This is a genomic window from Pseudooceanicola atlanticus, assembly GCF_000768315.1.
Taxonomy (GTDB): domain Bacteria; phylum Pseudomonadota; class Alphaproteobacteria; order Rhodobacterales; family Rhodobacteraceae; genus Pseudooceanicola; species Pseudooceanicola atlanticus.
In genome coordinates this window covers 38856-59789 of the sequence record NZ_AQQX01000009.1, presented here as the reverse complement: position 1 = coordinate 59789, position 20934 = coordinate 38856, and the positions used below count along the sequence as shown (strand labels likewise).

Annotated in this window: 18 protein-coding genes; 17 read left to right on the top strand and 1 reads right to left on the bottom strand. The window is 66.5% G+C overall.

Annotated elements, in window-relative coordinates:
- The first annotated feature begins 113 nt into the window (after nucleotides 1-113).
- From ATO9_RS17010 to ATO9_RS16980, 7 genes are all read left to right on the top strand, one after another.
- Entirely contained in the window at nucleotides 114-572 is a 459-nt protein-coding gene (locus ATO9_RS17010) for a cyclophilin-like fold protein (RefSeq protein WP_238318796.1), read from the top strand.
- A gap of 171 nt (nucleotides 573-743) precedes the next feature.
- Nucleotides 744-1190, top strand: a complete 447-nt coding sequence (locus ATO9_RS17005; RefSeq protein ID WP_043752088.1) for a (2Fe-2S)-binding protein — start codon at nucleotides 744-746, stop codon at nucleotides 1188-1190.
- A 3-nt stretch (nucleotides 1191-1193) separates the two neighbouring features.
- On the top strand, nucleotides 1194-3371 hold the full coding sequence (locus ATO9_RS17000; protein ID WP_052418425.1) for a xanthine dehydrogenase family protein molybdopterin-binding subunit: 2178 nt from the start codon (nucleotides 1194-1196) through the stop codon (nucleotides 3369-3371).
- A gap of 128 nt (nucleotides 3372-3499) precedes the next feature.
- Nucleotides 3500-4246 (top strand): GntR family transcriptional regulator, encoded by a 747-nt coding sequence (locus ATO9_RS23615; protein WP_052418424.1) that lies wholly within the window; start codon nucleotides 3500-3502, stop codon nucleotides 4244-4246.
- Between the two features lie 52 nt (nucleotides 4247-4298).
- Nucleotides 4299-4721, top strand: a complete 423-nt coding sequence (locus tag ATO9_RS16990; protein WP_043752085.1) for a nuclear transport factor 2 family protein — start codon at nucleotides 4299-4301, stop codon at nucleotides 4719-4721.
- On the top strand, nucleotides 4718-5500 hold the full coding sequence (locus ATO9_RS16985; protein WP_043752081.1) for a fumarylacetoacetate hydrolase family protein: 783 nt from the start codon (nucleotides 4718-4720) through the stop codon (nucleotides 5498-5500). The genes ATO9_RS16990 and ATO9_RS16985 overlap by 4 nt, the downstream gene beginning before the upstream one ends.
- A gap of 4 nt (nucleotides 5501-5504) precedes the next feature.
- The gene (locus ATO9_RS16980) at nucleotides 5505-6569 is read left to right on the top strand and encodes an Ldh family oxidoreductase (RefSeq protein WP_043752077.1); all 1065 of its coding nucleotides are present in this window, start codon (nucleotides 5505-5507) and stop codon (nucleotides 6567-6569) included.
- A gap of 12 nt (nucleotides 6570-6581) precedes the next feature.
- On the opposite strand, the gene ATO9_RS16975 is transcribed toward ATO9_RS16980, so the two are convergent.
- Nucleotides 6582-7484: a TauD/TfdA dioxygenase family protein gene (locus ATO9_RS16975; RefSeq protein WP_043752074.1), complete on the bottom strand. Its 903-nt coding sequence runs from the start codon at nucleotides 7482-7484 to the stop codon at nucleotides 6582-6584.
- Between the two features lie 191 nt (nucleotides 7485-7675).
- Between ATO9_RS16975 and ATO9_RS16970 the strand changes: the two genes are divergently transcribed.
- The 10 genes from ATO9_RS16970 to ATO9_RS16925 all read left to right on the top strand — a co-directional run bounded on the left by ATO9_RS16970 (nucleotide 7676) and on the right by ATO9_RS16925 (nucleotide 20860).
- Nucleotides 7676-8260 (top strand): ANTAR domain-containing response regulator, encoded by a 585-nt coding sequence (locus ATO9_RS16970; RefSeq protein WP_043752073.1) that lies wholly within the window; start codon nucleotides 7676-7678, stop codon nucleotides 8258-8260.
- A 40-nt stretch (nucleotides 8261-8300) separates the two neighbouring features.
- Nucleotides 8301-9479, top strand: a complete 1179-nt coding sequence (locus tag ATO9_RS16965; RefSeq protein WP_043752070.1) for a CmpA/NrtA family ABC transporter substrate-binding protein — start codon at nucleotides 8301-8303, stop codon at nucleotides 9477-9479.
- A 270-nt stretch (nucleotides 9480-9749) separates the two neighbouring features.
- A complete protein-coding gene (locus ATO9_RS16960; RefSeq protein WP_043752067.1) occupies nucleotides 9750-11117 on the top strand; it encodes a CmpA/NrtA family ABC transporter substrate-binding protein in 1368 nt (455 codons plus the stop codon).
- A gap of 189 nt (nucleotides 11118-11306) precedes the next feature.
- The gene (locus tag ATO9_RS16955) at nucleotides 11307-12389 is read left to right on the top strand and encodes an ABC transporter permease (protein ID WP_043752064.1); all 1083 of its coding nucleotides are present in this window, start codon (nucleotides 11307-11309) and stop codon (nucleotides 12387-12389) included.
- A 5-nt stretch (nucleotides 12390-12394) separates the two neighbouring features.
- A complete protein-coding gene (locus tag ATO9_RS16950) occupies nucleotides 12395-14077 on the top strand; it encodes an ABC transporter ATP-binding protein (RefSeq protein ID WP_043752061.1) in 1683 nt (560 codons plus the stop codon).
- A gap of 4 nt (nucleotides 14078-14081) precedes the next feature.
- Complete coding sequence (locus ATO9_RS16945; RefSeq protein ID WP_043752059.1) at nucleotides 14082-14507, top strand: globin family protein; 426 nt, start codon at nucleotides 14082-14084, stop codon at nucleotides 14505-14507.
- The gene (gene nirB / locus ATO9_RS16940) at nucleotides 14504-16948 is read left to right on the top strand and encodes a nitrite reductase large subunit NirB (RefSeq protein WP_043752056.1); all 2445 of its coding nucleotides are present in this window, start codon (nucleotides 14504-14506) and stop codon (nucleotides 16946-16948) included. Before ATO9_RS16945 ends, nirB begins: the two co-directional genes overlap by 4 nt.
- Complete coding sequence (nirD, locus tag ATO9_RS16935; protein WP_043752053.1) at nucleotides 16945-17277, top strand: nitrite reductase small subunit NirD; 333 nt, start codon at nucleotides 16945-16947, stop codon at nucleotides 17275-17277. Before nirB ends, nirD begins: the two co-directional genes overlap by 4 nt.
- Nucleotides 17277-19910: a nitrate reductase gene (locus ATO9_RS16930; protein WP_043752050.1), complete on the top strand. Its 2634-nt coding sequence runs from the start codon at nucleotides 17277-17279 to the stop codon at nucleotides 19908-19910. Before nirD ends, ATO9_RS16930 begins: the two co-directional genes overlap by 1 nt.
- Entirely contained in the window at nucleotides 19907-20860 is a 954-nt protein-coding gene (locus ATO9_RS16925) for a glycosyl transferase family protein (RefSeq protein ID WP_043752048.1), read from the top strand. The genes ATO9_RS16930 and ATO9_RS16925 overlap by 4 nt, the downstream gene beginning before the upstream one ends.
- Nucleotides 20861-20934: the final 74 nt, after the last annotated feature.

The window sequence follows — 20934 nt, the reverse complement described above, 5'->3', positions numbered from 1 at the left end:
GTGATACCGACGCGGTTTCGGGCGTACCCAATGATGAGGGCGGCTCATGAGTGCCAGCGATCTTGCGGGGCTTATCCCGGCCCGTCGCTGGGCTATCTTGCAAGGTGACGCAGATGAAAGGACCCATGATGCACAGGACCGGCACCGCCTTTTCCGCCCTGATCGGCCTCACCCTCGCGGGTCTTGCCGGGCCCGCCATGGCCCAGAACGAGGACAAGATGATCAAGATAGACGTGACAATCGGCACCGAGACATTGACCGCCACCCTGGACGATACCGCAGCGGGTCGTGACTTTGCCTCCATGCTGCCGCTCGAAATCACGCTGGACGACTACCACGGCATTGAAAAGGTTGGAGATCTTGGGCGCCAGATCGACAATGCAGGCGCCCCGCGCGCCTATGAACCCAAGGCCGGCGACATCACCCAGTACCGCCCATGGAGCAACCTCGCCATCTTTCTGAAACCCTTCCAGTCCTCTGCCGGGCTGGTCCGGATCGGCGAATTCGACGGCCCCATCGACGCGCTGTCCCGTGCCGGGGAAATCCCGGTGCGGATCACCCTGGCGGACTAGCGGCTCCGGGGCGGGGCGCGATTGATGAGCCTGCCCCATAGCTGCTATCGGCCTGCGCCTCATGGTCATGGGCCGGGTTTGCCCCATATTCTGAGTATAGCCAAAATTCTGTTCTCTCACCGTGGGTTAGCAACCGGTCGAGGGGCGCAACATCATGGAAGGAGCCTTCCGATGCAGCTGACAGTCAATGGAACGACCCGCGAGGTCGACGTCGATCCGGACACGCCCCTGCTCTGGGTCATTCGCGAGGAACTGGGCCTCACCGGCACCAAATATGGCTGCGGCATCGCCGCCTGCGGTGCCTGCACCGTGCTGGTCGACGGCTACGCCACCCGGTCCTGCGTGACGCCGGCCTCCAGCGCCGAAGGCACCGAGATTCGCACCATCGAAACCGTCGAGGACACCGATGTGGGCCGCCGCGTGGTCGAGGCCTGGGTCGAAAACCAGGTGCCGCAATGCGGATATTGCCAATCCGGTCAGGTCCTTGCCGCGACCGCGCTGCTCTCCGAGACGCCCAATCCCACCGATGAGGATGTCGAGGCCGCGATGAGCAACCTGTGCCGCTGCGGCACCTACAACAAGATCCGCGACGCCGTGCGCAGCGCGTCGGAGGCCTGATCCATGACCCTCATGCAACGCCTCACCCGCATGCCCGCCAAGGTCTCGCGCCGCGGTTTCCTCGCCGGTTCCGGTGCGCTGGTCTTGTCCACCACCATCCCGGTGCGCGCGCCCAAGGCGCAGGAGGCCGCCGCCGGCCCCGACGTCCCCGCCTTCCTCGAACTGCACACCGATGGCACCGCGCGCCTGCTCAGCCCCTTCATCGAAGGCGGGCAGGGGGTGTTCACCACCTTCGCCCAGATCATCGGTGAAGAGCTTGATCTCGCTCCGGAAAACTTCACCGTCACCTCCGCACCGCCGGGCCCGCCCTATGGTGTCATGGGCGGTTTCCGCATCACCGGGGGCAGCGCCTCCACCCGCACGGCTTACGGGCTGATGCGTCAGCTGGGCGCCTCTGCCCGCGCGATGCTGCTGCAGGCCGCCGCCGCCGAATGGGATGTCGATGCGTCCGAACTGACGACCGAACCCGGTGTCGTGGTGCATGCGGCATCGAACCGCCGCGCGCCCTACGGCGATCTGGCCGACGCCGCCATGGCCCTGCCTGTCCCCGCCGAGGTCGCCCTGAAGGACGAGGCCGATTTCCGCTGGATCAAGACCGCCGTACCGCGGCTCGATGTCTACGAGAAATCCACCGGCAAGGCGCAATATGCCATCGACGTCACGGTCGAGGACATGCTGCTCGCCGCCGTCCTGCACGCGCCCCGGCTGGGTCTGACCCCGGCCTCCGTCGCCAACCTTGCAGAGGTCGAAGGCATGCGCGGCGTGCATTCGGTGCATCTGCTGAACGGTGCCGTCGGTGTCGTGGCCGAGAAGTTCTGGCAGGCCCGCAACGCGGTGGCCGCGCTTCAGGTCGAATGGACCGAAGGCGAGGCCGAATGGCCGATGCCAGCCGATTTCTCCTCCGACAGCTTCCGCGCGACCCTGTCGGAGGCCAGCGGCGACGCGGTCGAGATTGAGGCGACAGGCGATGCCGCCACCGCCCTGTCCGAGGCCGACAACGTGATCGAGGCGCAATATGACGCCCCCTTCGTCGTGCATGGCCAGCTGGAGCCGCCATCGGCCACTGCCCGCTTCAACGAGGACGGCACGCTGGACCTCTGGCTGCCGAACCAGGCGCCGGAGCAGTTCCAGGGGGCCGCGGCCTCTGCCGCCGGAATTGAACCGGCGCAGGTGCGGATTCACTCGCAGATGCTGGGTGGGTTCTTCGGGCGGCATTTCCTGTACCGCACGGCCAATCCCTTCCCGCAGGCCATCGCGATGGCCCAGGCCACTGGCCGCCCGGTCAAGCTGATCTGGAGCCGTGAAGAGGATTTCCTGCGCGACGCGCCGCGCCCGCTTGGCCTCGCTCGGTTCCGCGGTGCGGTCGGCGCCGACGGCCCTGTCGCGCTCGAGGCGACGGTGGTGGGCGAAGGCCCGACCCAGCGGTGGTACGGCGCCCCTCCGGGGCCCGATGTCTCGGCCCACGAAGGCATCTCGGGCAAGAGCTATGCCATCGCCAACAGCTATGTCGGGCAGGTGCCCGTCGCGAACCCGGCGGTGATCGGATACTGGCGTTCGGTCGGCCATTCCATGCATGACTTCATGTATGAATGTTTCCTGGATGAACTGGCGGCGGCCGGGGGCCTCGATCCCTACCAGATGCGGCTGAACCTGTTGTCCGGCAACGACCGCCTGCACACCCTGCTGACCCGCACCGGGGAGCTGTCCGGGGGCTGGCAGTCCGGCCCCTACGAGGTTGACGGCACGACCCGCGCCCGGGGCGTCGCCATGGCGTCGCCCTTCGGGTCCGAGGCCGCGGCGATTGCCGAGGTCTCGCTCGACCGGGGCGAGGTGCGGGTGCACAATGTCTGGACGGTGCTGGATCCGGGCCAGATCGTGAACCCCGGCATCATCGAGGCGCAGGTGCAATCCGCCGTCGCGCTTGGCGTGTCCCAGACGCTGGTGGAGGAGCTGGTCTACGAGAACGGCGAACCCACGGCGCGCAACTTCGACGGCTATCCGATCCTGCGGCCCGACCAGATGCCGGCGGTTCATGTCGACATCATCGAAAGCGGCGCAGAGATGGGCGGCGTCGGCGAGCCGGGTCTGCCGGCCGTCGGTCCGGCCATCGTCAACGCGGTCTACGCCCTGACCGGTCAGCGTATCCGCAGCCTGCCGCTGTCGAAGCATTCCTTCGGCTAAGGTCTTGGCCTTGCGCACAAAGAAAGGGCCCGGCGCCGTCGCGTCGGGCCTTTTTGCATGCGGTCAGGCTTGCCGATCCATATCAAAGGTTATAACGTCATAAACACACCTAGCCAGATGGAGAGAGCATGGCCGAAGTCCTGTATGAAAGAGTGTCGCGCGATCTGCTCTCCCGTGTCCAGCGGGACGGGTTCGAAAAGGGGGCCATGCTGCCAAGCGAGGCCTCCCTGTGCGAGGAATACGGGGTCAGCCGCATCACCATCCGCGCCGCCATCGCGCAGCTGGTCGAAAAGGGGCTGCTGGTGCGCCGCCCCGGCGTCGGCACCTTCGTCACCGGGCGCAGTCACACGGCGCGCGAATTCAACCTCGTGGGCTTTATCGAAGAGGCGCGGCTTTTCCGGTCGGAACCGGTCTTCAACGTCGCCGAAACGGCGGGGGCCGAGGTCGCGCATGCGCTTGGCCTCGACCTTGGGGCGCCGGTGCGCCACCTGCGCACGCTGGTGCGCCGCGATGACGACGCGCCCCTGACCATCGCCGACGGCTATTCCCCCGATACGGACGAGGGCCGCGTGGAAGAGGGCGATTCACAGCGCCCGATCGCCACAGCCATCGCCATGGGCATCCGGATCAAGCGCCGCGTGCACCGCGCCGAACAGGTCCTGCGCCCCATGGCCGCCGAGGGAGAGGTCGCCCAGGCCCTGGACCTGGATGAGGGCACGCCGATCATCTGCGCCGCCCGCGTCTATTTCACCGTCAAGGACGAACGGATCTACTACCAGGAGGTCCGCTATCACCCGTCCCGCTACGCGTTCAACGTGGACCTGGTGCTGCGCGACGGCTCGTCCGGTATCGGCTTCGTCGATCCGCCGGACTGACGCCGCCGGATCGGGGCGGCACGGCACCGGGGCAGGGGAGGGCCCCAGGGACATGCAACATCACGACACCTGGGGGGCGGCCAACGCGCTGACCCGCTTCTTCGGCGCGCTGGATCGCAATGATTACGCGCTGATGGCCGACCTGATCGAGGGCGGCGTCTGGCTGCGCCGCGGAGTCGAGATCGCGGATCGCGACAGCCTGATGGCGGCCATGGCCGACCGCTCCCAGACCCGGATCATCCGCCACCTGCTGACCAATATCACCACCGAACGCGGCCCCGATGCAGTATCCGTTTCGGCCTATATGAGCGTGCTGCAACACGATCCCGGCCCGGACCACGAGGGGCCGTTGCCTATGCCGGGCTTCACCTCGCTCCGCTCTGTCCATGCCCGTGCGGTCGAAACGCCCGAGGGCTGGCGCCTTCGCCGGGTCTGGAGCGATCCCGTCACCTTCCAGGCGGAGGCAAGGGCATGAGGTGGGCGCGCTTTGACGATGCGGGCACGCCCCGCTACGGGTTGGTCGAGGGCGACACCCTGCGCGTGATTGAGGGCGACCCCTTTGCCGGGCACAGCCTGACCGACCGGGTGCTGCCCTTGGCCGAGGTCACCCTGATGGTCCCCGTGGTCCCGCCCACCTTCTATTGCGTCGGGTTGAACTATGCCGCCCATGTCCGCGAGGTCGCGGAACGCGCGGGCCAGGTGCCGAACCTGCCGACCCAGCCCGATGTCGGCTATCGCGCCCAAAGCGCGCTGATCCCCCATGACGCCCCCATAATCATCCCCCGCGACGCCACCGAGAAGGTGCAATACGAGGGCGAACTGGTCGTGGTAATCGGCCGGCAGGCCCGTCATCTGACCGAAGAGACCGCGCTGGATTGCGTGCTGGGCTACACGATCGGCAACGATGTCTCCGAACGCAGCTGGCAGAAATCCGACCGCACCCTGTGGCGCGCGAAGAATGCCGACACGTTCAAGCCGATGGGCCCCTGGATCGACACCGAAGCCCGGCTGGAGGACATGGAAACCATCGTCCGCGTCAACGGCGACGTCACCACCCGGTTTCGCACCGCCGACATGATCTTTGGAGTGCGCGACTTCCTGGTGGCGATCACCCGCTACATCACCCTGCAACCCGGCGACGTGATCTGGATGGGCACGGACGGCCATGCCCCGAACCTGCGCCCCGGTGACCGGGTCGAGGTCGAGATCACCGGCATCGGCACGCTCTCCAACCCCGTCACGGCAGAGGAGTGAGCCGATGGCCCAGATGCCCGACATCCACCGCCAGCAGATCGCCGATATCCTGATCGCCTGGGGCATGCCCGAGCCCGAGGCCGCGCAGACTTCCGAGGTCATGGCCTGGGCGGATCTGCACGGGATCGACAGCCACGGGATTTCCATGCTGACGGTCTATGATCGCCACCGCCGCGCCGGGCGCATGGACATGGCGGCGCAGTGCCGGACGGTCCGCGACGGGCCGGTTCATGCACTGCTGGATGGCGGCGGCGGGCTGGGCCATGTGCCTGCACGCACCGGCATGGCGCTGGCCATCGACAAGGCGCATGCGTCGGGGATCGGCGCAGTGGCAGTGCGCAACTCCGCCCATTTCGGGGCCTGCGGGTTCTACGCGCTGATGGCCGCGCAGGCCGGTCTGGTCGGGCTGGTCACGACCAGTGCCGCCACGATCCAGGTCGCACCCGCGGGCGGTGCGGCGGCGCGGCTGGGCACCGATCCGCTGGCCTTTGCCGCCCCCGGCGCACCGGACCGGCCCTTCCTGCTGGACATGGCAACCACGACCGTCGCCGCCGGAAAGCTGCGCAATCGCGAAAATGAAGGCGCCGATTGCCCGCCGGGCTGGGTGCTGACCGCCGATGGCCAGCCCTCCGTCGATCCGACGGAGGCGCGGGAGAAGGGCGGCTACCTCACCTCTCTCGGCGGGGCGCTGGAGGGCAGCAGCTACAAGGGCTACGGCCTGGCGGTGATGGTGAACATCCTGTCTTCCGGCCTGTCGGGGGCAACCCTGGTCACCGATCCGCAGCACACGAAGAAACCGCAGGGCATGGATATCGGGCATTTCTTCCTGGCGCTCGACCCGGATCTGTTCCGCGAACCCGGCGCGTTCGAGGCGGATGTCGCCGCGCTGTCGGACGCTTTGTCGGCCACGCCGCCCGCCGATCCGGCACAGCCGGTGATGATCGCGGGCGATCCCGAACGTGCCCGCGCGGCAGAGCGCGGGGCGAATGGCATCCCCGTCGCGCCCGGCCTGCTGGCAAAGCTGCGCGAGATTGCCGAGGCGGCGGGCGTGCCCTTCCGCCTCGGCTGACGGCTCAGCCGATCACGCCGCCGCGCCAAGCGCGTGTTGCACGAAGGACGGGTCAAAAACCTTGTCCGCATAGACCTGGCAGCGGATCATCATTCGGTGCTCGTCCGGCCCGTAATCGGCTATGGCGTTGTGCAGCGTGCCGATGTGATCCCAGATCAGCACGTCGCCCTTGGTCCAGTGATGCGTGTACTGGTATTTCTCCTGAAGCTGATGGGCAAAGAGGAACTCCAGCACCTCGGCGCTTTCGTCTTCGGGCAATTCGTTGATCCGCATTGCGTAGCCGGGATTGGCATAGAGGATGCGGTCGCCGGTGATTGGATGGGTCAGGAACAGCGGATGCGTGGCAGGCGGCCGCTTGGCCCGCTGCTCCGCGCTCAGCGGTGGTCGGGTGGAGCCGGGGCGCGCCCGCATCGCCTCCCAGAACTTGTTGAAGTCGTGGGTGCAGGTCGCATCGGCCAGCCGCGTCTTCATGTCCTCGGGCAGGTCGTCATAGGCCGCCTTCATGTTGGCAAAGACCGTGCCGCCCAGCGGCTTGCCGTGCCTTTGCGGCACCTCCACGGCGAAGAGGACGTTCACGAAGCCGATCATCTGGTTGTAGGACATGTCGGTGTGCCAGTCCTGCCCGGCATCGGCCAGGCCCAGCGGCTTGCCGTCCTTCACCATGTTGGACAGCGTCATCACCTCCGGATGGACCGGATCGGTGTAAAGGCCACCCAGCGAGGTCTGAAGCCCGCCGAACCGTTCCGAGAACTGTTTCAACGTGCCGGCATCAAGCGACTGGTCGGGGAAACAGATCACGCCGTGGCGCCCGAGGCCCGCGAAAATCCGTGCGAAATCCTCGTCGGGCAGGGGCTGTGACAGATCGATGCCCGTCCCGACGGCCCCCATGATATCGTCATTGGGTGTGATCTGCATGTGGTTCTCCCTCTCCGCAATGCAGTTTAAATGTTATGACATCATGTCATGATGCGCAATCTCCTGGTGCGAAGGAGGCGAAACAGCTACCATTTGTCCGTCGCCCAAAAATCATGCGGTTGCTCAGGAATGATGCGTGACGACCCGCGCGGCATTTGCCAAGCTGCTGCGCTGCGGCGTAATGGAGGGGTATGAGCGCCCCTCTCTCCATCATCGTTGTCGAAGCGGATCGCGACCGTGCCCTGCAGATCGTCGACAGCCTGCGATCGGCCGGCGATTTCGAGATTCACGTGATTTCCGAGGCGACCTCGCTCTCGCGGCAAATCCAGTCCCTGCAACCCGATATCGTGCTGATCGACATCGAGAACCCGTCGCGCGACAGCCTCGAGGAACTGGCCCTGGCCTCCGGCCCGATGGAGCGCCCAGTGGCCATGTTCGTCGACCGGTCCGAAGAAGGCATGTCCGCCGCCGCGATCGAGGCCGGCGTGTCGGCCTATGTCGTCGACGGGATGAAGCCCGCCCGTCTGAAACCCGTGCTCGACGCCGCCATCGCGCGGTTCCGGATGTTCCAGCGGATGCGCACGGAACTGGCGGAAACCAAGCGCGCGCTGGAGGAACGCAAGGTGATCGACCGCGCCAAGGGCATGGTCATGAAGGCCCGCGGCCTGACCGAGGACGAGGCCTATGCCCTGCTGCGCAAGACGGCGATGGACCAGAACAAGCGCGTGGCCGACGTGGCGCAGGCGCTTGTGACCGCGGCGGGGCTGCTGTCATGATCCGCCGCCTGCCGATGTCACCGCGCCGGGGAGGCGCCGCATGAAGGGTGTCAGGATCCCGGTCGGGTTCATCCCGCTTGTCGACAGCGCCCCGCTGATCGTCGCGCATGAAATGGGCTATGCCGCCGAAGAGGGGCTGCACCTCGACCTGCGCCGCGCGCCGTCCTGGTCCGGCCTGCGCGATATGCTGAGCTTCGGACAGGTCGATGCCGCGCATATGTTGTCGCCCGTGCCCGTGGCCACCGCGCTAGGCCTGGGCGGGGCAGGGACGCCGCTGGCCGCCCTGTCGGTCCTGTCGGTCAACGGCAACGTCATCGGGGTGAACACCGACCTCGCCGCCGCCATGGCAGAGGCCGGGCACGACTTTGCCTTCAATAACGCTGAGGCCGCGGGCAAGGCGCTGATCGGGGCGGCAAAGGCGCGGCTCAGGATCGGGGTGCCTTTCCCGTTCTCCATGCATGCGGAGCTTCTTTATTACTGGCTCACCGCGCTTGGCCTGCCCGCGCCGCAGAATGTCGACATCCGCACCGTGCCGCCGCCGCTGATGGCCGACGCGATCCGTGCGGGCGAGATCGACGCCTTTTGCGTGGGCGAACCCTGGGGCTCCATCGCGGTAGAGCAGGGGCACGGCGTCCTGCTGCTGCCCGGCAAGGCGATCTGGGGTTTCGCGCCGGAAAAGGTGCTGGCCGTGCGCCGCGACTGGGCCGCGCAGGAAACCGCGCTATCGGGTCGGCTGATCCGGTCGGTCTGGCGAGCGGCGCGCTGGCTTGCGCGGCCGGACAGCCGGACGCTTGCCGCCGAATTGCTGTCCCGCGAGCCCTATCTGAATCTCCCGCCCGAGATCATCGACCGCGCGCTGACCGGGCAGCTGACCGTCAATGCGCAGGGTCTGCAACGCTCTGTGCCGGGGTTCGTCGCCTTCCATGACGGCGCGGCGGGCTTCCCGTGGCGCAGCCAGGGCAACTGGATCGCGATGCAACTCGCCTCGCGTACCGGACTGGACCGCGATGCCGCGATGCGGGCCGGTGGGGACGTGTTCCGCAGCGACCTGTATCGCGCGGCGCTGGCGGGGCTCGATGCCGATCTGCCGGGTGCCTCGTCGAAACTGGAAGGGTCGAACCGGCAGGATACAGCGGTCGCCTCGGCCTCCGGGCGGCTGATCCTGCGGCCGGATCGATTCTTCGATGGTCGAATTTTCGACCCTGACCTCGATCGCTGATCAAGATTTACGCAAATCCCCACCATTCGACGCCGCGCCGCGGAAAAATCCCTCCGAAACGGCAAAATTGCCTTTGCAGGAATCGGCGGGTCTGACATTCAGGGTTCAAGGACAGCAATGGCGCCGTCCGGACGAATTCTCCCATAGACTGGGTCTGAAGAGCAAAGCCGCTCAACCACTGCCTTACTCACAAGGCGGATAGGTTGTTGCGGCTTTTTGTATTTGTCCGGCGCCATCGGCCCGGACGCATCTGAAAAAGGGATACGCCCGATGAAGAAACTGATGTTTGCCCTCGCGGCCTCGACTGCACTGACCGGCCCGGCCTTCGCCGAGATGCTGGATCTTGAAAAAGACGAACTGACCTTCGGCTTCATCAAGCTGACCGACATGGCGCCGCTGGCCGTCGCCTACGAACAGGGCTTTTTCGACGACGAAGGCCTCTTCGTCACGCTCGAAGCCCAGGCCAACTGGAAGGTCCTGCTGGACGGTGTGATCGACGGCACCCTGGACGGCGCGCACATGCTGGCCGGTCAGCCCCTGGCCGCCACGATCGGTTTCGGCACCGAGGCGCATATCATCACCCCCTTCTCCATGGACCTGAACGGCAACGGCATCACGGTTTCCAACGAGATCTGGGAACAGATGAAGCCGAATATCCCGACCATGGATGACGGCCGTCCGCAGCACCCGATCTCTGCCTCTGCTCTCGCGCCGGTGGTCGAGAAGTACAAATCCGAAGGCAAGCCGTTCAACATGGGCATGGTCTTCCCGGTCTCCACACACAATTACGAACTGCGCTACTGGCTGGCCGCCGGCGGCCTGCACCCGGGCTATTACTCGACCGAGAACATCACCGGCCAGATCGGCGCCGATGTCCTGCTGTCCGTGACCCCGCCGCCGCAGATGCCCGCCACGCTCGAGGCCGGCACGATCTATGGCTATTGCGTGGGCGAGCCCTGGAACCAGCAGGCCGTCTTCAAGGGGATCGGCGTTCCGGTCATCACCGATTACGAACTGTGGAAGAACAACCCCGAAAAGGTCTTCGGCATCACCGCCGAGTTCGCCGAGGAATATCCCAACACCACCAAGGCCGTGGTCAAGGCGCTGATCCGCGCCGCGATGTGGCTGGATGAGAACGACAACGCCAACCGCGAAGAGGCGGTCAAGATCCTGTCGCGCCCCGATTACGTCGGCGCCGATTACGAGGTGATCGCGAACTCGATGACCGGCACCTTCGAATACGAGAAGGGCGACAAGCGCGAGGTCCCCGACTTCAACGTGTTCTTCCGCTACAACGCGACCTATCCCTACTATTCCGACGCCGTCTGGTACCTGACCCAGATGCGCCGCTGGGGCCAGATCTCGGAAGCCAAGCCCGACAGCTGGTACGACGAGGTCGCCAAGTCGGTCTACAAGCCGGACATCTACCTCGAAGCCGCCCGCCTGCTGGTCGACGAAGGCCTGGCCAACGAGGCCGACTTCCCCTGGGACAGCGACGGCTACAAGGAGCCGACCCCGGCCGGCGACATCATCGATGGCATCCCCTACGACGGCAAGACCCCGAACGCCTACCTCGACAGCCTGCCGATCGGGCTGAAGGGCGAGCAGACGGTCGTCGGCACCGACGTCAAGGGCTGAGCCTGACTTCCACCCGAGGGCGGGACGCTCCCTCCCCCCTCACCCAACCCTCTCCTCCACGGAGGAGAGGGCCTTGCCAGACCCCACCCTCACCGCCATGGCCCCGCCGGGGACAGGCGGCCCGGATTTCAACGCTTCACGCACGAGGCAACAGGCCGGGGCGAGGGGCAGACACCCAAGGACCGAGACATGACCACTATCGACCCCCAATTTGCTGCCGATGAATCGCGCGAGGCCCGTCGGGCCCGGCTCTTCACCCGGATCAACAAAGCCGATGCCTGGTTCCAGGTGCTCGGTCTTGCCTGGATCACCCCGATCCTGCGCGCCGCCGCCGGCGACAACCCCCGTACCCAGGCCAAGGAAATCTGGCGCCTGCTGGCCGTGCCGGTGATCGCCATCCTGGCCTTCCTGCTGCTCTGGGGCACGCTGGCCCCCCGCGTGCAGACATCGCTCGGCGCCATTCCCGGCCCGGCCGAGGTCTGGACCGAAGCCGTCAACCTGCACGAAGACGCGCAGGCCAAGGCGGAAAAGGAAGAAAAGCATTACGAGCGCGTCGAGGCGCGCAACCAGCGCTACATCGACCGCGGAGAGCCGGAAAAGGTCAAGGACATCCCCTATACCGGCTCGCCCAGCTACTACCAGCAGATCTGGACCTCGATCAAAACCGTCTTCTTCGGCTTCCTGATCGCCTCTGCCGTGGCCATTCCGCTGGGCATCCTCGCCGGCCTCTCTGCCACCGCAAATGCCGCGATCAACCCATTGGTGCAGATCTTCAAACCGGTCAGCCCGCTGGCCTGGCTCCCGATCGTGACCATGGTCGTCTCGGCCGTCTACGCCACCAATGACGGGCTGTTCTCCAAGTCCTTCCTGGTCTCGGCGATCACCGTGACGCTCTGTTCGCTCTGGCCCACGCTGATCAACACCGCGCTTGGCGTGGCCTCCATCGACAAGGATCTGGTGTCGGTCTCCAAGGTGCTCAAGATGAACACCTGGACCAAGATCACCAAGCTGGTCCTGCCCTCGGCCCTGCCGCTGATCTTCACCGGTCTGCGCCTGTCGCTCGGTGTGGGCTGGATGGTGCTGATCGCCGCGGAAATGCTGGCGCAGAACCCGGGTCTGGGCAAGTTCGTCTGGGACGAGTTCCAGAACGGCTCCTCGCAATCGCTGGCCAAGATCATCGTCGCAGTGCTCACCATCGGCATCATCGGCTTCCTGCTGGACCGTGTGATGTACGCGCTGCAATCCCTCTTCACCTTCTCGAACAACCGGTGATCCCCATGGCTGTCATTGAGTTCAAGAACGTCTTCAAGAGCTTCGGCGAAGGCACCGCGCGTAACGACGTGCTGCGCGGGATCGACCTGAAAGTGCAGGAGGGCGAGTTCCTCGTCCTCCTGGGGTTCTCCGGCACCGGCAAGACCACCCTCATCAACCTGATGGCGGGCCTCGAGGCGCCCAGCAAGGGCGAGGTGCTGTTCAGGGGCAAGCCGGTCACCGGCCCCGGCCCGGAACGCGGCGTGATCTTCCAGAACTACTCGCTGATGCCGTGGCTCACCGTGAACGGCAACGTGCGGCTGGCGGTCGACACGATCTTCCCGGACCTGCCCAAGGCGGAAAAGGCGGCCAAGGTCGACCACTTCGTGAAGATGGTGGGCCTGTCCCACGCCACGACCCGCCGCCCCGCGGAATTGTCGGGCGGCATGCGCCAGCGCGTCAACGTGGCCCGGGCGCTTGCCATGAACCCCGAAGTGCTGCTGCTGGACGAACCGCTGTCGGCGCTCGATGCGCTGACCCGCGCCAACCTGGCGGACGAGATCGAACATATCTGGGACCAGGACAAGAAGACCTGCGTGCTGATCACCAACGACGTGGACGAAGCGATCCTGCTGGCCGACCGGATCATCGCGCTCAATCCCGACGGGACGCTGGGAGAACATTTCCCGGTCAGCCTGCCGCGTCCGCGCGACCGGTCCGAGATGAACAATAACGAGCAGTTCAAGGCCCTGCGCGCCCAGGTGACCAATTACCTGATGGATGTGGGGATCGAGGCCAAGGCCGAAGGCACCCGCAGCCTGCCCAATGTCGAACCGATCCATTCCGTGCCCCGCGCCGTGGCCGAGGCCCAGGAAGGCGGGCTCGAGGAACGCTACCTGTCCTTCGAACAGCTGCACAAGGTCTACCCGACGCCCAAGGGGCCGCTGACCGTGGTCGAGGATTTCAACCTCAAGCTCAACAAGGGCGAGTTCATCTCGCTGATCGGGCATTCCGGCTGTGGCAAGTCCACCGTGCTGACCATGACCGCCGGTCTGAACGCAATCTCCAAGGGGGTGATCAAGCTGGATGGCTACGAGGTGCGCGATGCCGACCCGGAACGCGCGGTCGTCTTCCAGTCGCCCAACCTCTTCCCCTGGCTAACCGCCAAGGAAAACGTCGCGATCGGGGTCGACAAGGTCTATCCCAAGGCGTCGATGGCCGAACGTCAGGACGTGATCGAATACTACCTGGAACGCGTCGGCCTGGCCGATGCGATGGACCAGGCGGCGTCTTCGATGTCCAACGGCATGAAGCAGCGCGTCGGCATCGCCCGCGCCTTCGCCCTGTCGCCCAAGCTGCTGCTGCTGGACGAACCCTTCGGCATGCTCGACAGCCTCACCCGGTGGGAGCTTCAGGAAGTCCTGATGGAGGTCTGGTCCCGTACCAAGGTCACCGCGATCTGCGTCACCCACGACGTCGACGAGGCGATCCTGCTGGCCGACCGCGTGGTGATGATGACCAACGGGCCACAGGCCACGATCGGCAAGATCACCAATGTCGACCTGCCGCGCCCGCGCACCCGCAAGGCGCTGCTAGAGCATCCGGATTACTACCATTACCGGCAGGAAGTGCTCGACTTCCTCGAAGAATACGAACACGGCGCCAAGCCGCGCTCTAAACCGGCCCCCAAGGCCATCGCGGCGGAGTGATCTGATGCAGGACCCCCAGATCACCCTCGTCCAGTCGAGCTTTGCCAAGGTCGTCCCGATCAAGGACGCCGCCGCCGGCATCTTCTACGACGACCTGTTCGAAACCGCCCCACATGTGAAGCCCTACTTCGCCAATGCGGACATGGCCGAACAGGGCTCCAAGCTGATGGCGACGCTTGCCGTCGTCGTCAACGGCCTGCGCGACCTGGATAAGATCGTGCCGGTCGCACAGGAACTCGCGGTGCGCCACGTCGGCTACGGCGTGAAGCCCGAGGATTACAACGCCGTCGGGGCCTCGCTGCTCCGCACACTCGAAAAGGGTCTGGGCGAGGATTTCACCCCCGAGGTGAAAGAGGCCTGGACCACCGCCTACACAACGCTGTCGGGCGTCATGATCGACGCCGCCTACGGGAAGGAGACGGAGAAATGACCAAGAAACTGGTTGTCATCGGGGCCGGCATGGCCTCGGGCCGGATGCTGGAACACCTGATTGCCGGCGATCCCCAGGCCTACGACATCACCCTGTTCAACGCGGAACCGCGCGGCAATTACAACCGCCTGATGCTGTCCCCGGTTCTGTCGGGCGAAAAGACCTATGAGGACATCGTCACCCATGATGATGACTGGTACGCCGAGAACAACGTGACCACCCGCTTCGGCGAAAAGGTCGTTGCGGTGGATCGCGACCGCAAGGTCGTCATCGGCGAGAAGGGCGAGGTCGCCTACGACAAGCTGGTTTTCGCCACCGGATCGAACCCCTTCATGATCCCGCTGCCGGGGCATGACCTGCCCGGCGTGATCGCCTATCGCGACCTCGAGGACACCCAGTCGATGATCGACCTGGGCGCCAGGCCGGGGGCGCGGGCCGTCGTCATCGGCGGCGGTCTCCTGGGGCTCGAGGCCGCAGCCGGCATGGCCGCGCGTGGTGTCGATGTCACCGTGGTACATATCATGGGCCACCTGATGGAACGTCAGCTGGACGAAAGCGCGGGCTTCCTGCTGCGGCGGTCGCTGATGGACAAGGGGATCAAGGTTCTCTGCTCTGCCAATTCCAAGGAAATCGTGGCCGGCGACGATGGCCGCGTCCGCGCGCTGATGCTGGATGACGGCACCGAACTGCCCTGCGACCTGCTGGTCATGGCCGTCGGCATCCGTCCCAGCACCGCGCTCGCGCAGGAGGCCGGGCTGGCCGTGGGCAAGGGCGTCCATGTGGACGACCAGATGGTCACCTCCGACGCTGACATCCTGGCGCTTGGCGAATGCGTCGAACATGACGGCGCGCTCTTCGGCCTCGTGGCACCGCTCTACGATCAGGCCAAGGTGCTGGCCCATACCCTGCTGGGGGTCGAGGACCGTTTCGTGAACAAGGAAGTGTCGACCAAGCTCAAAGTGACGGGCTGCGACCTCTTCAGCGCGGGCGATTTCGCCGATGCGGCCAACCGCGAGGACATCGTCTTCCGCGACCCGGCACGCGGCGTCTACAAACGCCTCGTTCTCGAAGGCAACCGCATCGTCGGGGCCGTCATGTACGGCGATACCGGCGACGGCGCGTGGTTCTACAGCCATATCAAGGACGCCACCGACGTGTCCGAGATGCGCGACACCCTGATCTTTGGCCCGGCCTACCAGGGGGGCGCCTCCGCGGACCCTTTGGCGGCCGTTGCAGCCTTGCCGGATGATGCGGAAATCTGCGGCTGCAACGGCGTGTGCAAGGGAACCATCGTGGACGCGATCCAGGGCGGGGCAGGGGATCTGCCCTCGCTGAAGGCCACGACCAAGGCCAGCAATTCTTGCGGCACCTGCACCGGTCTGGTGGAACAGCTGCTGGAACTGACGCTCGGCGACGACTATGCCGCCCCCGCGGCCCAGCCGATCTGCGCCTGCTGCGACCTGACCCACGAGGACGTCCGCCGCCTGATCAAGTCGAAAGAGCTGAAATCCCAGCCCGCCGTCTGGCAGGAACTGGGCTGGAAGACCCCGAACGGCTGTCACACCTGCCGCCCGGCGGTGAACTTCTACCTGCTGGCGGACTGGCCGCTGGAGTATCAGGACGACCCGCAATCGCGGTTCGTCAACGAACGCAAGCACGCCAACATCCAGAAGGACGGCACCTTCAGCGTCATGCCGCGCATGTGGGGCGGGATCACCACCCCGGACGAGCTGCGCGCCATCGCCGATGCCGCCGACAAATACGCCGTGCCGACCGTCAAGGTCACCGGCGGTCAGCGCATCGACCTGCTGGGCGTCAAGGGCGAGGACCTGCCGAACATCTGGAAGGACCTCAACGAGGCCGGCATGGTCTCGGGCCACGCCTATTCCAAAGGCCTGCGCACGGTGAAGACCTGCGTCGGCAGCGATCACTGCCGCTTCGGCACCCAGGACAGCACCGGGCTGGGCATCAAGCTCGAGAAAATCCTCTGGGGGTCGTGGACGCCTCACAAGGTCAAGCTCGGCGTGTCCGGCTGCCCCCGCAACTGCGCCGAGGCGACCTGCAAGGATGTGGGCATCGTCTGCGTCGACAGCGGCTACCAGATCGGTGTCGGCGGGGCGGCGGGCATGGATGTGAAGGAAACCGAACGCCTGGGCGATGCTGCGACCGAACAGGAAGCGATCGACCTGACCGTCGCCTTCATCCAGCTGTACCGAGAGAACGCCAAGTATCTCGACCGGCCGTACAAGTGGCTGGCCAAGGTGGGCCTCGACTGGGTTCAGGAACGTGTCGTCGATGACCTCGACAGCCGTGCCGCGCTGGTCGAACGGTTCGAGATTTCCCAATCCGTCTACCGCAAAGACCCCTGGGCACAGCATGTCGAAACCGAACGCAACCGCTATGCCCCGCTTGCCGATCTGACCCTGGAGGCCGCAGAATGAGCTGGATCGATATCGCCGCCATCGACGACATTCCCCTGCGCGGGGCCCGCGTGCTCAAGACCGCCGCGGGCTGTGTCGCCGTCTTCCGCCCGACCGAGGACGAGGCCTATGCCCTGTCGGACCGTTGCCCCCACAAGGGCGGCCCCCTGTCGGACGGGATCGTGCATGACCGCAAGGTGACCTGCCCGCTGCACAATTGGGTGTTCTCGCTGGAAACCGGCGAGGCCCAGGGCGCCGACGAGGGCCGAGTCGACACCTACCCGGTCCGCGTCGAAAACGGTCGCATCCTGATCGACGGCACCGCCCTGACCAGAAGGCACGCCGCGTGATGGACGGGTCCGGGATGCCCACGACCTGCTCCACCTGCCCCTATTGCGGGGTGGGGTGCGGTGTGCTCCTGCGCCCCGATGGCCATGGCGGGCTGGATGTGAAGGGCGACCCGGATCACCCGGCCAATGGCGGGCGGCTCTGCTCCAAGGGATCGGCGCTGGCCGAAACCGTCGGGCTGGACAACCGCCTGCTGACCCCCCGCATCGGCGGACAGCAGGCCAGCTGGGACAGCGCCCTGACGCTCGTCGCCGACCGGTTCCGCCAGACCATCGCCGATCACGGGCCCGACAGCGTCGCCTTCTATGTCTCCGGCCAGTTGCTGACCGAGGATTACTACGTCGCAAACAAGCTGATGAAGGGTTTCATCGGTTCGGCGAATATCGACACGAATTCAAGGCTCTGCATGGCGTCCACCGTGGCTGGTCACCGCCGCGCCTTCGGCACCGACACCGTGCCCGGCACCTACGAGGACCTCGAAGAGGCCGACGTGATCGTCCTGGTCGGTTCCAACCTCGCCTGGTGTCACCCGGTGCTCTACCAGCGCATCCTGGCCGCGCAGAAGGCCCGTGGCACGCGCATCGTCGTCATCGACCCGCGCCGCACCGCCAGCTGCGACACCGCCGAGATGCACCTGCCCGTGAAGGCCGGCGGTGACGTGCCGCTGTTCAACCGGCTGCTGGTGCGGCTTTACGAAGGGGGCGCGCTCGACAAGGAATTCCTGGCCCGGGTGAATGGCTTCGACGACACCCTGCGCGCCGCCTATGCCGACGATGTGGCGGCGACCGGCCTCGACGCCGATCTGGTCGAGCGGTTCTGCGATCTCTGGATGCGCAACGAAAAGGTCGTGACGATCTTCAGCCAGGGGGTGAACCAATCCTCCGCCGGGGCCGACAAGGTCAACGCGATCCTCAATTGCCACCTGGCCACGGGCCGTATCGGCCGCCCCGGCATGGGGCCGTTCAGCGTGACCGGCCAGCCCAATGCCATGGGTGGGCGCGAGGTCGGCGGGCTGGCCAACATGCTGGCCTGTCACCTCGATCTGGAAAATTCCGAACATCGCGGAGCGGTGCGCCAGTTCTGGCAATCGCCTGCCATGCCCGAGGCGCCGGGCCTCAAGGCCGTGGACATGTTCCGTGCCGTGGGCGAGGGGCAGATCAAGGCGCTGTGGATCATCCACACCAATCCCGCCGTGTCGATGCCCGATGCCGACCGCGTGCGCGACGCCATTGCCGGCTGCGACTTCACCGTCGTGTCGGACATCACCGACCAGACCGACACCGCGCGTCTGGCCGACGTGCTGTTGCCCGCCGCCGCCTGGGGCGAAAAGGACGGCACCGTCACCAATTCCGACCGCACGATCAGCCGCCAGCGCCCGGTCCTGCCGATCCCCGGCGAGGCGCGCCCCGACTGGCAGCAACTGGCCGAGGTCGGGCGCCGCATGGGCTGGCACGCGGCCTTCGATTACGAAACCCCGGCCGAGATCTTCCGTGAATACGCCGCGCTGTCCGGCATTGCCGGGCGGTTCGGCAAGGATTTCGACATCTCGCTCTGGGCCGCCCTGGACGATCGCGGCTATGCCGCCCTGCGCCCCACCCGCTGGCCCGTCACCGTCGCGCGGCAGGGCGGACGGTTCTTCGCGGATGGCCAGTTCTACCATCCCGACGGCAAGGCGCGGATGATCCCCGTGACCTACCGCGCGCCCGCCGCCAAGACCGGCCCGCGCTACCCGTTCCGCTTCAACACCGGCCGGATCCGCGACCAGTGGCACACGATGACCCGCACCGCGCTGTCGCCGCGCCTGTCCGCCCACCTGGCCGAACCCTATCTCGACCTGCACCCGAACGATGCCGCCGACCTCGGGGTGCAGCCGGCCGATCTGGTCCGTGTCCGCAGCCCCGGTGGAAAGCAGTCGATCCTGCGCGCCCGGATCACCGCCGACATGCAGCCGGGCGATGTCTTTGCCCCCATGCACTGGACCGGCGAAACCGCGCCCTCGGCCCGGATCGACGCGCTGGTCGCGCCGGTGACCGACCCGGTCTCGGGCCAGCCCGAAAGCAAGGCCGGAGTGGTCGCGGTCGAACGGCTCAAGGCTCGCTGGTACGGCTTCGCGGTCTCGTCAGGCACGCTTGCGCCCCGCGCCGAATACTGGGCCCGCGCCCGCACCCGCACCGGGTATCGCGCGGAAATGGCGGGGCTGAATGCGGTTTCCGATTGGGAATCCGAGGCACGTAGGCTATTTGATCTGCCAGATGCAGAGGTGCAGATGGTGACGGACGTGTCGCGCAACATGGCCCGGATCGCGTTCCGGGACGGGGATCGGCTTCTCGCCGCGCTCTTCGTGGCGGACGAACCCGTCGCGGTCATGCGCGATTACCTGGCCACCGTGCCGGGCACCGACGCCCCCGACATCCTGACCGGCCGCACGCCCAGCGACCGCCCCGATCCGGGGCCGGTGATCTGCTCGTGCTTCAATGTCGGGGTCAACACGATCCTGGCCGCGATCGAGGACGAGGCGCTCGTGTCGGTCGACCAGGTTGGCGCGGCGCTCCAGGCGGGGACCAATTGCGGGTCCTGCCGCCCCGAAATCGCGACGCTCTTGTCCCGGGCCAAGCTGCGCGAGGCCGCGGAATGAGCCTGGCCGCTTACGTCCGCATCCTCGGGCGCGGGCAGGGCCGGGCCCGATCCTTCACCCAGGACGAGGCGCGCGAGGCCATGACGCTGATGCTGCGCCCCGATGCCGCCCCGCAGGCCGTGGGCGCGATCCTCATGCTGATGCGGATGAAGGGCGAGATCGCCGAGGAGATCGCGGGCTTTGCCGAAGCCGCCCGTGCCGATCTGCCCGAAACCGCGGCGCCCGATCTCGACTGGCCCTGCTACGCTGCCGGGCGCACCCGCGGCCTGCCTTGGTTCCTGCTGTCTGCGCTACTGGTCGCCGATCAGGGTTACCGCGTGCTGCTGCATGGCTGGAATGGCGCCGATACGGCGATCCGCGACGGGCTGGGCGATCTGGGCATTCCCGTGGTCACCCCCGATACGGCGGGCGAGGCGCTGGACCGCCGGAACATCGCCTACCTGCCGCTGGAAGACATGCACCCCGCGCTGTTCGATTTGCTGACGCTGCGCGACGTGCTCGGCCTTCGGTCCTGCGTGAACACGGTCTGCCGGATGCTGAACCCCGCCCGCGCCGGGGCCAGCGTGCAGGGGGTCTTCCACCCCTCCTACCGGCTGCTCCAGGCCGACGCGGCAGAGCTTCTGGACCTGCGCAACCTGACCGTCATCAAGGGCGGCGGCGGTGAATTCGAACGCCACCCCAGCAAGGCGATGGCCGGGTTCGGCCGCCGCGACGGCGTCTTCTGGGACGAGGTCCACCCCGCCCTGATCGACGAAACCCGGCGGCTGGCCGATGACGCCATGACCCGCGACGCGGTGCCGGCGCTGTGGCGCGGGCAACTCGATGACCCCTTCGCGCAGGCCATCGTCACCGGCACGGCCGCGCTGGCCTTTGCCACGCTCGGGGCCGATGATCCCACTGCCCTGGCGGATGCCGCCTGGGCCGCGCGCCGCACCGACCTGGCCGCCTGATCCCCCCGTTTCCCCCGACAATCCGCCGATCGCGCGCCCCGCTTCCCTCGCGTCAGTAATACTGATAACCGTCA

Excerpts from the sequence above, each read along its gene's own strand:
- ATO9_RS17010 (WP_238318796.1), top strand. The coding sequence starts at position 114 with ATGAAAGGACCCATGATGCACAGGACCGGCACCGCCTTTTCCGCCCTG.
- ATO9_RS17005 (WP_043752088.1), top strand. The coding sequence starts at position 744 with ATGCAGCTGACAGTCAATGGAACGACCCGCGAGGTCGACGTCGATCCG.
- ATO9_RS17000 (WP_052418425.1), top strand. The coding sequence starts at position 1,194 with ATGACCCTCATGCAACGCCTCACCCGCATGCCCGCCAAGGTCTCGCGC.
- ATO9_RS23615 (WP_052418424.1), top strand. The coding sequence starts at position 3,500 with ATGGCCGAAGTCCTGTATGAAAGAGTGTCGCGCGATCTGCTCTCCCGT.
- ATO9_RS16990 (WP_043752085.1), top strand. The coding sequence starts at position 4,299 with ATGCAACATCACGACACCTGGGGGGCGGCCAACGCGCTGACCCGCTTC.
- ATO9_RS16985 (WP_043752081.1), top strand. The coding sequence starts at position 4,718 with ATGAGGTGGGCGCGCTTTGACGATGCGGGCACGCCCCGCTACGGGTTG.
- ATO9_RS16980 (WP_043752077.1), top strand. The coding sequence starts at position 5,505 with ATGGCCCAGATGCCCGACATCCACCGCCAGCAGATCGCCGATATCCTG.
- ATO9_RS16975 (WP_043752074.1), bottom strand. The coding sequence starts at position 7,484 with ATGCAGATCACACCCAATGACGATATCATGGGGGCCGTCGGGACGGGC.
- ATO9_RS16970 (WP_043752073.1), top strand. The coding sequence starts at position 7,676 with ATGAGCGCCCCTCTCTCCATCATCGTTGTCGAAGCGGATCGCGACCGT.
- ATO9_RS16965 (WP_043752070.1), top strand. The coding sequence starts at position 8,301 with ATGAAGGGTGTCAGGATCCCGGTCGGGTTCATCCCGCTTGTCGACAGC.
- ATO9_RS16960 (WP_043752067.1), top strand. The coding sequence starts at position 9,750 with ATGAAGAAACTGATGTTTGCCCTCGCGGCCTCGACTGCACTGACCGGC.
- ATO9_RS16955 (WP_043752064.1), top strand. The coding sequence starts at position 11,307 with ATGACCACTATCGACCCCCAATTTGCTGCCGATGAATCGCGCGAGGCC.
- ATO9_RS16950 (WP_043752061.1), top strand. The coding sequence starts at position 12,395 with ATGGCTGTCATTGAGTTCAAGAACGTCTTCAAGAGCTTCGGCGAAGGC.
- ATO9_RS16945 (WP_043752059.1), top strand. The coding sequence starts at position 14,082 with ATGCAGGACCCCCAGATCACCCTCGTCCAGTCGAGCTTTGCCAAGGTC.
- nirB (WP_043752056.1), top strand. The coding sequence starts at position 14,504 with ATGACCAAGAAACTGGTTGTCATCGGGGCCGGCATGGCCTCGGGCCGG.
- nirD (WP_043752053.1), top strand. The coding sequence starts at position 16,945 with ATGAGCTGGATCGATATCGCCGCCATCGACGACATTCCCCTGCGCGGG.
- ATO9_RS16930 (WP_043752050.1), top strand. The coding sequence starts at position 17,277 with ATGGACGGGTCCGGGATGCCCACGACCTGCTCCACCTGCCCCTATTGC.
- ATO9_RS16925 (WP_043752048.1), top strand. The coding sequence starts at position 19,907 with ATGAGCCTGGCCGCTTACGTCCGCATCCTCGGGCGCGGGCAGGGCCGG.